General features: G+C 73.3%; 7 protein-coding genes. 4 read left to right on the plus strand and 3 right to left on the minus strand.

The features are described from left to right. The first annotated feature begins 129 nt into the window (after positions 1-129). Complete coding sequence (locus NFU81_RS32465; RefSeq protein WP_251498178.1) at positions 130-2724, plus strand: WD40/YVTN/BNR-like repeat-containing protein; 2595 nt, start codon at positions 130-132, stop codon at positions 2722-2724. Positions 2725-2821: 97 nt separating this feature from the next. On the opposite strand, the gene NFU81_RS32470 is transcribed toward NFU81_RS32465, so the two are convergent. The 3 genes from NFU81_RS32470 to NFU81_RS32480 all read right to left on the minus strand — a co-directional run bounded on the left by NFU81_RS32470 (position 2822) and on the right by NFU81_RS32480 (position 5778). After that, the gene (locus tag NFU81_RS32470) at positions 2822-3562 is read right to left on the minus strand and encodes an N-acetylmuramoyl-L-alanine amidase (protein WP_251498181.1); all 741 of its coding nucleotides are present in this window, start codon (positions 3560-3562) and stop codon (positions 2822-2824) included. 102 nt (positions 3563-3664) lie between these two features. Next, on the minus strand, positions 3665-4306 hold the full coding sequence (locus NFU81_RS32475) for a polysaccharide deacetylase family protein (protein WP_251498184.1): 642 nt from the start codon (positions 4304-4306) through the stop codon (positions 3665-3667). 23 nt (positions 4307-4329) lie between these two features. Next, on the minus strand, positions 4330-5778 hold the full coding sequence (locus NFU81_RS32480; protein ID WP_251498187.1) for an extracellular catalytic domain type 1 short-chain-length polyhydroxyalkanoate depolymerase: 1449 nt from the start codon (positions 5776-5778) through the stop codon (positions 4330-4332). A 601-nt stretch (positions 5779-6379) separates the two neighbouring features. Between NFU81_RS32480 and NFU81_RS32485 the strand changes: the two genes are divergently transcribed. The 3 genes from NFU81_RS32485 (at position 6380) to NFU81_RS32495 (ending at position 13107) form a co-directional block, all read left to right on the plus strand. Next, the gene (locus tag NFU81_RS32485) at positions 6380-7768 is read left to right on the plus strand and encodes a glycoside hydrolase family 10 protein (protein ID WP_251498753.1); all 1389 of its coding nucleotides are present in this window, start codon (positions 6380-6382) and stop codon (positions 7766-7768) included. Positions 7769-7886: 118 nt separating this feature from the next. Next, complete coding sequence (locus NFU81_RS32490; RefSeq protein ID WP_251498190.1) at positions 7887-8954, plus strand: LacI family DNA-binding transcriptional regulator; 1068 nt, start codon at positions 7887-7889, stop codon at positions 8952-8954. Between the two features lie 304 nt (positions 8955-9258). Beyond that, entirely contained in the window at positions 9259-13107 is a 3849-nt protein-coding gene (locus NFU81_RS32495) for an nSTAND1 domain-containing NTPase (protein ID WP_251498193.1), read from the plus strand. Positions 13108-13117: the final 10 nt, after the last annotated feature.

Genomic DNA, 13117 nt, shown 5'->3' on the forward strand with positions numbered 1-13117 from the left:
CTCGGCCATTGGTGGCAGGTGCTGGTCAAAATCTTCGCCAAGACTTCGCTCCACCGGCTCCCGTACGGCCGTTCGCATGATCGGTTGACCCCCGAGCGATCCCCATCCAGGTTCGTCCCCGGAGGTTCCGTGCACGTGTCCACCCGCAAGAGACACTGGCTGACGATCTCAGCCGTCACCGCACTCGCCGCACTCGTCGCCATGCCGGCCGGGGCCGCCCCCGGCCACCCGAACACCAGGCCGCACGCCTTCACCGCCGTCACCGCGCAGGACAGGGACGGCGGCGGGGACGACGACGGCGGCGGTGAGGCCGACGAGATCGCCGAGGGCGCGGACCAGTTCGCCGAGGCGAGGACCTCGCCCGGCACCATCGCGCCCGGCGCCTTCGCCGCGGCCTGGGACCAGTTGGCCAACCTGCCGTCCACCGGCGGCACCTGGCAGCACCTGACCGGGCTGCCCTACAACTCCGACGACCCGCGCTACCGCGACATCGACTCCAACTCCAGCGGCGGGGCAGGCCTGGTGACCGGCCGGGCCGCCGCGCTCGCGGCCGACAGCGGCGGCTACGTCTACGAGGGCAGCGCGGGCGGCGGTGTGTGGCGCTCGTCGACCGGCGGCGGCCACTGGACGCCGATCAGCGACGCGCTGCCGACCCAGGCGACCGGCGCCCTCGCGCTGGACGGCGGCGGCCGGCTGTGGCTCGGCACCGGCGAGGCGACCACCAACGCCGACGCCTACCTCGGCAGCGGCGTCTACGTGCTCGCCCACCCGCGCAGCGGCGCCTTCACCGCACGCGACCGGGTCGGCGGCAGCGAACTGGACTCCACGACCATCCACACGCTCCGCTTCGGCGGCAGCACCGTGTGGGCCTCCACCAGCAAGGGCGTGTGGAGCCACTCCACGATGGACCTGCGCGGCCCGTGGAAGCTGGAGTTCGCGCCGAACCCGGACTACCTGCCCGGCGGTCCGCTGGCCTCCGACCCGAGCGCGCCGTACAAGAACATCGCCAACGACGTGGCGATCGACCCGCGGCACCCGTCCGAGGTGCTGCTGGCGGTGGGCTGGCGCAGCGGTGACACCTACAACGGCTTCTACCGCAAGGTGAACGGCAGTTGGACCCGGGTCAGCTCGCTCGGCGAGCTCCCGACGGACGCCGGCGGCGTCGGCAACGTCACCTTCGCCCGCTCCGCCGACGGCTCGCGCTACTACCTGATCAACCAGTCGCCGACCGCGCTGAACACCGACCCGGACAGCAACCTCGACGGCATCTACGTCTCCAAGAACGGTGACCCGTTCGGCAGTTGGACCAAGACCGCCGACACCGAGGCGCTCGCGGCCGCCGGCTCCGCACTCGACGAGCCGGGCTTCATGCCCGGCGTCCAGGCCTGGTACAACGAGTTCCTCCAGGTCGACCCGACGAACCCCGACCACGTCTACGCCGGCCTCGAGGAGGTCTTCGAGACCGGGGACGGCGGCGCCGACTGGTCGGCGGTCGGCCCGTACTGGAACTTCGGCTTCGACTGCTGGAGCATCGACCCGGCCAAGCAGACCGGCGACTGCCACCAGACCGTGCACGCCGACCAGCACGCGGTGGCCGTCGGCAGCTACCACGGCAAGCCGTACGTCTACGTCGGCGACGACGGCGGCGTCTACAAGCGCCCGCTGAACGGCAGCAAGGACGCCCAGGGGCACGGCACCGACTGGGTGTCCACCAGCGACGGCACCATCGACACCCTGCAGTACTACTCGGTGGGCATCGGCCGCGACCCGGCCGGCCACGGCCTGGCGGTCAACGGCGGGCTGCAGGACAACGGCCAGTCCCTGCTGCGCGCCGGCGACAAGGTGATGGGCTCGAACTTCGGCGGCGACGGCGGCGACACCCTCACCGACCCGGCCGACGGCTGCAACATCGCCCAGGAGTACGTCTACCTCGCGATCAACGTCACCCAGAACTGCGCCGTCAACGACGGGGCGTGGGTGGACGACCCGGCGAAGGCCACCAGCTACGGCGTGGCGCCGCCCGACAACGAGACCGGTGAGGCCCGCTTCATCGCCCCGCTGAGCACCGACACCCGCAACGCCGACACCTGGATCGCCGGCGGCCGGCACGTGTGGGTGCAGACCCACGGCTACGCCATCCGCAGCGGCGACGAGTGGACGGACGCCTTCGACCTCGGCGCGGGCCACACCGCCACCGCGGTGGCCGCCCAGGGCGGCAAGGTCTACGCGGCATGGTGCGGCCCCTGCAACAACCAGGGCTTCACCCGCGGCATCGCGGTCGGCAACGCCGACGGGACGGGCTGGCACCAGGTCGACCTGCCGGTCGACGGCACCGTCCCGAACCGGTACCTGTCGGGCTTCGCCGTCGACCCGGCGGACTCCGACCACGTCTACCTCGCGGTCAACGGCTTCTCCCGGCACTGGACCGAGGGACCCGGCGCCGGCATCGGCCACGTCTTCGAGTCCCGTGACGGCGGCACCACGTGGCGGGACATCTCGGCGAACCTGCCGGACGTGCCCGCCGACGCGCTGCTCGCGCTGCCCGGCGGCGGCCTGGCGCTGGCCACCGACCTCGGCGTGGTCTACCGCGCCCCGCACCGCACCGCGTGGAGCCGGGTCGGCAACCTGCCGGCGGTCGCGGTGCTCCAGCTCAAGTCCGGCCCCGACGGGCGGGTCTACGCGGCCACGCACGGCCGCGGGCTCTACTCCATCGCCCTGAGGTAGCCGGGGTACGCACCCTCACCGGGCCGGTCCGCGGAATGCGGGCCGGCCCGGCGCGTCACGGGGGCAGGGGGGTCAGGGATGGCAGCGGGCCGGGGGGTCAGCCCGCATAGGTCGCCTTCTGGCGCAGGGCCGCGACGGTCTTGCGTATCCAGGGCAGGGCGTCGTAGAGGGCCTGGCCCGGGCAGGTGGTCTCGTAGACGTCGCGGTGGCCGGAGATGACGTTGAGGGTGGCCGCGGTGCCCTTGGGGTAGCGGCTGCCGTCGTTGCTGGAGACCAGCCGGACCTTGCCGAGCGGGTCGACGGACGGGTCGAGCTTCCAGGCGGCTATCTGGGCGATGGCCTTGAGCATCGCCCGCGGGACCTTGCGGCCCGCACCGAAGTTGCCGAGCGCGGCTATGCCGATGGTGTCGGTGTTGAAGCCCTCGGTGTGCGCGCCGCGCACGTCGCGGACGGCGCTGCCCGAGCGGCCCTCGTAGATGCCGCCGCAGCGGTCGACGACGAAGTTGTAGCCGAGGTCGTCCCAGCCCATGGCGATGTGCTGCTGTTCGAGGGCGAGCAGCATCGCCGGGACGTCCTTCTTGCAGTCGTAGTCGTTGGGGTTGTCCGTGTGGTGGACGAACACCGCCTTGACCGAGTGGTCGTAGACCAGGCCCTTGCGTACCGAGGACTCGTCGGCGTGCCAGGCGGTGCGCCCGATGACCACCGGCCGCAGCACCGCGGGGTGCAGGACGGCGCGGGTGTGCCGTGGCCTCTGCACCGGATGATCAGGGACCGAGCAGGCCCCCAGAAAGGCCAGCGACAGAAGCGACGACACCAGCTTGACCCTGTGCGGTCGCATGCCTTCACCCTCGGCCCGTTGCGGGCGGCACGACAGCCACTGGGGGCCATTCGGGTGATTTAAGCGGTTCTGACCTGCGATTTTCGCCCGCGTGCGAGGGGGTCAGGCGCGCCGGGCGGGGCCGGTGAAGTGCCAGCCGCGGGCGGTGAGGCGGGGCAGGAGGCAGGCGACGGCCTCGACGGTCTGCGAGCGGTCGCCGCCGCCGTCGTGCAGCAGCACGACCGCCCCGGGGGTCAGCCGGCTCTCCACCCGGCGGACCAGCTCCGCGGTGCCCGGCGGCTCCCAGTCCTCGACCGAGACCCGCCAGCCCAGCGGGACCATGCCGAGCCCGCGGGCGACCTCGGGGGTGCCGCCCCAGCTGCCGAACGGGGCGCGGAAGTACGGGATCGGCGCGTCGGGGACGGCGGCGCGGATGGCCGCCGTGGTGGCCTCCAGGTCGGCCCGGACGCGGTCGGCCGGCCAGTCGGCCATGTCGTCGTGGTGCATGCCGTGGTTGCCCAGCGTGTGGCCGTCGGCGACGATCTCGCGGACGATCTCCGGGTGGGCCAGGGCGTGCGCGCCCCAGAGGCAGAAGACCGCCGTGACCCCGTGCTCGCGGAGCACGGACAGCAGGTGGGGGGTGTGGACCGGGTCCGGCCCGTCGTCGAAGGTCAGCGCCAGGTACGAGCCGACCCGGCGGGTGGACTCGACGACGGCCGCGGTCCGGCCGAGTCGGCCGGCCGGTCCCTCTGCTGTGGTGGTCACGGCGGTGCTCCTGTCGTGCGGGTTCAGCCGGCTTGGCAGCTCATGGTGAGGTTGGGCGCGGCACCGCTGGTGCTCGCGGTGTAGCCGAAGGTGGTGCTGGCGCCGGCGCCCAACTGGCCGTTGTACGCGGCGTTCTTCGCCGTGGTCTGGCCACCGGAGGTGCCCTGGACGGCGTTCCACAGGCTGGTGATGGTGTCACCGGACGGCTGCGTCCACGACGCCGTCCAGCCGGAGATCGCCGAGGAGCCGGTGTTCTTGACCGTGACCTCGGCCTGGTAGCCGCCGGTCCAGGCGTTCACCGTGCGGTACATCGCCGAGCAGCCCGCGCTCGGCGGCGGGGTGCCACCGGTGGTACCGGTGGAGGTACCCGTCGACGTACCCGTGGAGGTACCGGTCGAGGTTCCCGTGCTGGTGCCGGTCGAGGTGCCGGTGGACGTGCCCGTGCTCGTCCCGGTCGACGTACCGCCGGTGGTGCCGCCGGTGCCGTCGAGGCCGAAGAAGGTGATCGCCTTCGCCGCCATGCCGTTGGTGGGCAGGGAGTGGCCGACACCGGAGATGCTGAAGGCCTCGACCGGTGCCTGCGCCGAGTTGGTGCCGTAGCGGGTGTGGGTCCAGCCGGACTGCGGGCTGTCGGTGAGGACCGGGGTCTGGCTGACGCCGAGGACGTTGGTCCACTGCTTGATCTCTTCACCGAAGTTGTTGTAGTTCAGCGTGGTGTCGGCGGTGCCGTGCCACAGCTGCACCCGGGGCCGGGCGCCGGTGTAGCCGGGGTAGGCGCCGCGCACCAGGTCGCCCCACTCCTGCGGGGTGTGGCTGATCTGGCCGTTGGCGCACGCGTTGTTCCACCCCGACGGGTCGGAGGTGGCGAAGCACGCGAAGGGGACGCCCATGAAGGCCGCGCCGGCCTTGAAGACGTCCGGGTAGTCGCCGAGCAGGACGTCGGTCATCATCGCGCCGGACGAGGCGCCGGTGACGTAGACCCGGCTGGAGTCCGCGCTGTTGTGCTGCTCGACGTAGGACACCATCGAGGCGATGCTCGCCGGGTCGCTGCTGCCGTTGTGGGTGAGCGCCCCGGCCGAGGAGACGTCGAAGCACTGGCCGCTGACGTTGGCGTCCGGGTAGATGACGATGAAGCCGTACTGGTCGGCGAGCGTGTGGAACTCGGTGCCCGAGTAGAAGGCGGGGCCGGTGCCGGTGCAGTAGTGGACGGCGACCAGGATCGCCGGGTTGGCCTTCACCGAGTTCGGCACGTACTCGTACATCCGCAGGTTGCCGGGGTTGCTGCCGAAGTTGGTGACCTCGGTGAGCGAGGCGGCCGACGCGCTCTGGGCGGACGACAGGGTGATCGCGGCCAGGATCGAGGCGACCGCGGCGAGCAGCGCGGTCAGCAGCGTCGCGAGACGCCTCCTGCCGCTGCCGGTGCGGATACCGGCCGGGGAGCCGGCGCCGCGCGGCGCTCGTGTGGGGGGCATGGCGATGTCCTTTCGAGGCGTTGCCGCCCTGGTGGAGGCTCCCTCTCCGATCGGGGCGGTGTACGGGCGCGGACGCCCGGATGACTTTGCGAAAGTTTTCGACCCTTGCGCGAATGTTTCGGGCACCATAGGGCTGCAAAGTGCCTGAGTCAAGACATCCGGCGACGTCCGGCCGGGTGGTGCCCCTTCGGCACGATCGGACCGCTGTCCGGCTCCGCCACCGGAAAACCGCCCGCACGCAGGGGTCACACCGGTATCGGACGCCCCGTCAAAAGGTGCTTCCTGCCGCCCGGTTGTTTCGGAAAGGAGTCGTTGACGTTTCGAAGCCCAGGGTCCACACTGGCCAGCGATTCACCTCCTCCCGGCCACGCCGCGCCAGCGGCACAACTCCCGTGGCTGCAACACCCTCGCGAATGGACCCCCACCCGTTCGGGCCGGTGCGACACGCGCTGCTCCGGACTGCCAGCAGAAGAGGAAGAAGAGGTTGGAAGTGATCAGTCACACCCCCCGAGACCGCAGCGAGTCCGGGAGACGCCGGCGTTCCGGTCTGCGGATCGCGATCGCCGCGGGCACGGCAGGCGCCGTGGCGGCCATCGGCCTGATGGCCACCGCCGGCACCGCCCACGCGGTCGGCACCCTGGGCAACGCGGCGGCGGCGCAGGGCCGTTACTTCGGCGCCGCGGTCAGCACGGCCCACCTGGGCGAGGCGGCCTACTCCTCGGCCCTGGACGCCGAGTTCGGCGCGGTCACGCCCGAGAACGAGATGAAGTGGGACACGATCGAGTCGAGCCAGAACTCGTTCAACTTCGGTCCCGGCGACCAGATCGTCGCGCACGCCCAGGCCCAGAACATGAAGATCCGCGGGCACACGCTGGTCTGGCACTCCCAGCTGCCCGGCTGGGTGTCGGGCCTGAGCGCCACGGCGCTCGAAGCGGCGATGAACAACCACATCACCCAGGTGATGACCCACTACAAGGGCAAGATCTACGCCTGGGACGTCGTCAACGAGGCCTTCCAGGACGGCTCGTCGGGTGCCCGGCGCAGCTCGCCCTTCCAGGACAAGCTGGGCAGCGGCTTCATCGAGGAGGCCTTCCGCACCGCGCGGGCCGCCGACCCGAACGCCAAGCTCTGCTACAACGACTACAACACCGACGGCGTCAACGCGAAGAGCACCGCCGTCTACAACATGGTCAAGGACTTCAAGGCCCGCGGCGTCCCGATCGACTGCGTGGGCTTCCAGGGCCACTTCAACTCCCAGTCCCCGGTCCCCTCGGACTACCAGGCCAACCTCCAGCGCTTCGCCGACCTCGGCGTGGACGTCCAGATGACGGAGGTCGACGTCGCGGGCTCGGGCACCGCGCAGGCCAACGACTACTCCACCATCGTCAAGGGCTGCCTCGCCGTGACCCGCTGCACCGGCATCACGGTGTGGGGCGTCACCGACAAGTACAGCTGGCGCAGCAGCGACACCCCGCTCCTGCTCGACGGCAACTACCAGAAGAAGGCGTCCTACAACGCCGTGCTCGCCGCCCTCGGCGGCGGAGGCGGCACCTCGGGCGGCACCTCCACGGGCACCTCGACGGGCACCTCGACGGGCACCTCGACGGGAACGTCCACGGGCACTTCCACCGGCACCTCGACCGGCACCTCCACGGGTACCTCGACCGGCACGACGGGTGGTACGGGTTCCGGCTGCTCGGCGACGTACCGCACGGTGAACGCCTGGACCGGCGGCTACCAGGCCGAGGTCACGGTCAAGAACACCGGCTCCTCGGCGATCTCCGGCTGGACGGCGTCGTGGACGCAGCCGTCCGGTGACACCATCACCAGCCTGTGGAACGCCGTCCAGGGCACCTCCGGTGGCCAGACCACGGCGAAGAACGCCGCGTACAACGGCCAGTTGGGCGCGGGCGCCAGCACCACCTTCGGCTACACCGCGAGCACCGGCGGCGCGGCCCCCAGCCTCACCCTGAGCTGCCAGGCCGGATGACCGGGCGGTAGTGCGACACGCAAGACCGGCGGCGCGGCAGCCCTCCCTGACTGCCGCGCCGCCTTCATGCCCGCGGTGGCGAATCAGCCGTGTAACACGGGACGCATAGCATGGGAACGTGACCGTGCCGAAAGCAAAAAAGCCGCAAACCCGCAGTGCACGGAGCGATGTGACGTCCCAGGGCACCGCCACGCTCGCGGAAATCGCCCGGCAGGCCGGTGTTTCCGCGCCCACCGTTTCGAAAGTGCTCAACGGGCGCGCCCACGTGGCACCCGCGACCAGGGAGAAAATCGAGGTGCTGCTGCGCGACCACGGTTACCGCCGTAAACGGGGTGCGGCCAGAGCGCGGCCCTCGGGATTGCTGGAACTCGTCTTTCACGAGCTGATCAGCCTGTGGGCGACGGAGATTATCCGGGGCGCGGAAAACGTGGCCAGGCAGGAAGGGCTCACGCTCGTGCTGTCGGAGTCCGCGGGCCGCGAGGAGATGGGCCTGTCCTGGGTCGACGGCGTGCTCACCCGGGACCCGGCGGGCGTCATCCTCATCATGTCCGACCTCACCGCGGAGCAGCGGGAGTTGCTGACCGGCCGGGACGTGCCGTTCGTGGTCATGGACCCGGCCGGCTACCCCGCGGACGACGTGCCGTCCATCGGCACCACCAACTGGCAGGGCGGCTACTCCGCGACACGGCATCTGCTGGAGCTCGGCCACCGCCGTATCGGCGTCATCTGCGGTCCCGCGGATGTGCTGTGCAGCCGGGCGCGGATCGACGGCTACCGGGCCGCCCTGGAGACCGGCGGCGTCGTCTGCGACGACGTCCTGGTCCGGCACGGCACCTTCCAGACCGACGCAGGACACCGCATCGCCCGCGAGCTGCTGGCGATGCCCGACCGTCCCACCGCGCTCTTCGCCGGCAACGACGTGCAGGCCATGGGCGTCTACCAGGCGGCCCGCGAACTCGGGCTGCGCATCCCCGAGGACCTCAGCGTCGTCGGCTTCGACGACCTGCCGATCTCCGGCTGGATGGGGCCGCCGCTGACCACCGTCCGCCAGCCCCTGGTCGACATGGCGGAAGCAGCCGCCCGCCTCGTCCTCGACCTCGGCCGCAACGTCCGGCCGGCGATGCCCCGCGTCGAAATGGCGACCACCCTCGTGGTCCGCGCCAGCACGGCCGCCCCGGGGAAGTGACGCCCCTGGGGAGGAGATGGCCCGCCGCGGATACGGGGCCGCGGCGGGCCGGGTGCCAGGGCCGCGTACCCACTGTGCGGATCCGGTACGCCCCCCCCGGGTCCGGACCTGGCACAAACGATCCCACCAGGCCGGGAATTGTTCAGCAGCCCTCTCCCCAGCGCGAATCAATGGGTGAACGGTCGCCTCGCGACGGAAGGGGCACGTGGGGCAGAACGTGAACATGCTTGCCCGAGTGCGCCGGTGCTGCGTAGCGTCACCCTGGGGGCCGTGGGGACGGCCGGGGGCGGACAAGAGGTGGGGCATGGCAGGACGGCCCGAACGTGTACTGGAACCCGACGGCAGCGCGCTGAACGAGCTGGCGTCCGGGCTGCGGCAGCTCCGCGCGGAGGCGGGCAGCCCGACGTACCGCGAGATGGCCCGCCGCTCGGGTGTCGGCGCCAGCACCCTGTCGCAGGCCGCCGCGGGCGACCGGCTGCCGACGCTGCCGACGCTGCGCGCCTACGTCGGCTCGTGCGGCGGCGACCTGGCCCCGTGGGAGGAGCGCTGGCGCGCGGCGGCCGGACGGGCCGGCGAGCAGCCCGAGCCGAACGGCCCGGCCGAACCGCCCTACCGCGGACTGGCCCGCTACGAACCCGCCGATCGCGCCATGTACTTCGGGCGCGACGACCTCGTCGTGCAGCTCACCGCCCGGGTCCGCGCGCACCGCCTGGTCGCGGTGGTCGGCGCGTCCGGCAGCGGCAAGTCCTCGCTGCTGCGCGCCGGTCTGATCCCGGCGCTGCGCACCGCGCCCGGCCCCGGCCCGCGCCCGGCCGCGATCCGGGTGCTCACGCCGGGGCCGAGCCCGGCCACCACGCACCACGCCCTGCTCGAAGCGGTGCGCGGGGACGGCGGGCCGGTCGGCGACACCGTCCTGGTCGTCGACCAGTTCGAGGAGCTGTTCACGCTGGGCGCCGACGCGGGGGAGCGCGCCGCCTTCGTCGGGCGGCTGCTGGCCGCCGCGGACCCGGCGGCCCGGCTGCGGGTGGTGATCGGCGTGCGGGCCGACTTCTTCGGCCGCGTCGCCGAGCACCCGGGCCTGGCCGACGCGGTGCGCGACGCGACCGTCCTGGTCGCGCCGATGGGTCCCGCGGCGCTGCGCGAGGCCGTGGTGGGTCCCGCGACGTCGGCGGGACTGATCGTCGAGCGCACGCTGACCGCGCGGATCGTCCGCGAGGCCGGCGAGCAGCCGGGCGGCCTGCCGCTGATGTCGCACGCCCTGCTGGAGACCTGGCGGCGGCGCCGCGGCCGGGTGCTGACCGAGGAGATGTACGAGGCCGCCGGCGGCCTGCACGGCGCCATAGCGGCGACCGCGGAGAGCGTCCACGCCCGCCTCACCCCCGCCCAGGCGCGCGTCGCCCGGCGCATCCTGCTGCGGCTGGTCACCCCCGGCGAGGGCGCCCCCGACACGCTGCGTCCCGTCGACCGCGCCGAGCTGGCCGAGCTGGACGCGTCCGGCGGCGGCACCGGCGAGGTGCTCGAACAGCTCGTCGCCGCCCGGCTGCTGACCGCCGACGGCGACACCCTGCGGCTCGCGCACGAGGCGCTGCTCAACGCCTGGCCGCGCTACCGCGGGTGGATCGAGGAGGACCGCGAGCGGCTGTTCCTGCACCGCAGGCTCACCGAAGCCGCCCGCACCTGGCACGAGTTGGACCGGGACACCGGCGCGCTCTACCGCGGGGTGCGGCTCAGCAGCGCGGAGGCCGCCTTCCGCCCGCACTGGGAGCGCGCGTCGCTGACCCGGCTCGAAACCGCCTTCCTGGACGCCAGCATCCGGGCGCACGACCACGAGACGCTCACCAGCTCCCGTACCACCCGCCGGATGCGGACCCTGACGTCGGCGCTCGCCCTGCTGCTGGCGTTGGCGTCGGTCTGCGCCGGCATCGGCTGGCAGCAGAACCGCGCCGAGCAGTCGGCCAGGACGCGGGCGGACGCCGCACAGCGCGAGTCGCTGTCCCGCAGGCTCGCCTCCGAGGCCGACCATCTCAACGGCTCCGACGCCGAGTTGAGCATGCTGCTGGCGGTCCGCGCCTACCGGACCAGCCCCACGCCCGACGCCTACGCGAGCCTCCTGCGGGCCGCCGCCGTACCGCTGGACCGGCGGCTCGCCCCGGCAGAGGGCGCCGCCGCGGGTCCGGTCGGCGCGCTGGCGTTCAGCCACGACGGGAGCAGCCTGGTGTGGGGCGTCGGCGACGGCGGTGTGCTGCGCACGGAGGTGGCGGGCGGCCGTACGACCCCGCTGTCGGCGGCCGGCACGCAGCCGGTGGCGGCGCTGGCCTTCGCACCCGGGGACCGCAAGGTCGTCGGCGGCTACCAGAACGCCGTGGTCAGGTCCACGCAGCAGCCCGGCGGCCGGTTCGCCGGCCCCGCGGTGCCGGGGCCCGACGCCCCGCGCACGGTGTCCGCCCAGGCCCCCGCCGCGGCCGCCGCGGCCCTGGACGGCACCGGCGCGCTGGTCGCCGCGACCGCGCCCGGCGGCGGGGTGATGGTGCGCGACACCGCCACCGGCCGCGCCCGCACCATGCTGCCCGCGCCGTACGTCCTGCTCGCCGTGAGCCCCGACGGCCGCACCCTGGCCGCCCGCGACGGGGAGCAGTTCAGCGTCTGGGACACCGCCACCGGCACCCGCCGTGCGGTGCTGCCCGACGCCTGCGCGTGCACCGACGCGGCCTTCAGCCCGGACGGGCGGCGGGTGGCGGTCGACGCGGCACCCGGCGTCACCGTGTGGGACCTGGACCAACTGCGGGTCTGGCGGCTGGCGGTCACCTCCGACATCACCGAGAAGATCACCGCCTTCACCTTCGGCACCGACGGCCGCAGCCTGGTCGTCGGCTACGACGACGCGGCCGTACGGGTCTTCGACATCGCCGAGGACCGCCGCACCGCCGCGCTGGAGGGGCTGGGCTCCGCGGTCTCGGCGCTGTCACTCGGCGCCGACGGGCGGAAGCTGGCGGTCGGCCTGGCGAACGGCGTCGTCGCCCTCTACGACACCACCGGTGTCCTGCTGCCGCGCCGGCTCACCCGGCCCGGCGCGGCACCCTCCGACAGCGGCAGCCTCGTCCCCCTCGGGCTCACCCCGACCGGGCAACGGGCCTACGTCACCACCGGGTTCGCCTTCACCGAAGGCGGCGCCGGCCTGCTGACGGGCACGTCAGACGGCGGGCTCGACCGGTGGAGCACGGCGTCCGGGCAGTGGGTACGCACCCGCACCGGGCCGCCCGTGGCAGGCCCGGGCGTCGACGGACCCGACCTGCCCGCGCAGCGGCTGCTCGCCGACCGCGACGGCGACACGGTCGCGCTGCTGGCGCACGACGGGTCGGTACGGGTGTGGACCGGTGCGGCGGGCCAGGCGCGGTTCGTCGGCGGCCGCAGCACCGCCGCCGCGCTCAGCCCCGACGGCCGCACCCTGATCACCGCGGGCGCCGGCGGAACCCTGGAGCGGTGGAGCACCGCGACCGGTGCCCCCGCCACCCCGCACGTCCTGCACACCACCCTGGCCGCCGCACCCGCCACGATGGCCGTCAGCCCCGACGGCACGCAGGTCGCCGTCAACGACACGACGGGCGCCGCGACCCTGCTGGACGCCGCCACGGGCGCGACGCTGCGGCACTTCACCTCGGGCGAGACCTACCTGCCGCCCAGGGCGCAGCAGGGCGGCACGCTCCTCGCCTTCTCCCCCGACGGCCGCACCCTGGCCACCGCCGCGGGCAACGGCACCGTCTTCCTGTGGGACCCGGCCACCGGCGCCCTGCGCGCGGACCTGCCGGGCGGCCCGACGGCCGTGACGTCACTGGCGTTCAGCCCGGACGGCCGCACCGTCGCCACCGGCGCCGCCGACGGCAGCGTGCGGCTGCACGACGTGGCGACCCACCAGACCCGCAACAGCATGACCGCCGGCTTCACCCCCGCCGTCTCGATCGCCTTCTCCCCCGACGGCCACACCCTGGCCGTCGCCACCCTCGACGGCACCACCCGCCTCTTCCACCTCCGGCTCCCCGACGTCACGACCGCGGCCACCGCCGTCTGCACCGCCCTCCACCGCGACCTCACCCCCCAGGAACGCCACAGCTACCTCCCCTCCGGCCCGGTCGGCCCCGGCTGCGCGCCGGTGTGAGGGGCGGTCC

It is taken from the genome of Actinacidiphila cocklensis (assembly GCF_907177275.1).
Classification (GTDB): domain Bacteria; phylum Actinomycetota; class Actinomycetes; order Streptomycetales; family Streptomycetaceae; genus Actinacidiphila; species Actinacidiphila cocklensis.

Excerpts from the sequence above, each read along its gene's own strand:
- NFU81_RS32480 (WP_251498187.1), bottom strand. The coding sequence starts at position 5,778 with ATGCCCCCCACACGAGCGCCGCGCGGCGCCGGCTCCCCGGCCGGTATC.
- NFU81_RS32495 (WP_251498193.1), top strand. The coding sequence starts at position 9,259 with ATGGCAGGACGGCCCGAACGTGTACTGGAACCCGACGGCAGCGCGCTG.
- NFU81_RS32485 (WP_251498753.1), top strand. The coding sequence starts at position 6,380 with ATGGCCACCGCCGGCACCGCCCACGCGGTCGGCACCCTGGGCAACGCG.
- NFU81_RS32470 (WP_251498181.1), bottom strand. The coding sequence starts at position 3,562 with ATGCGACCGCACAGGGTCAAGCTGGTGTCGTCGCTTCTGTCGCTGGCC.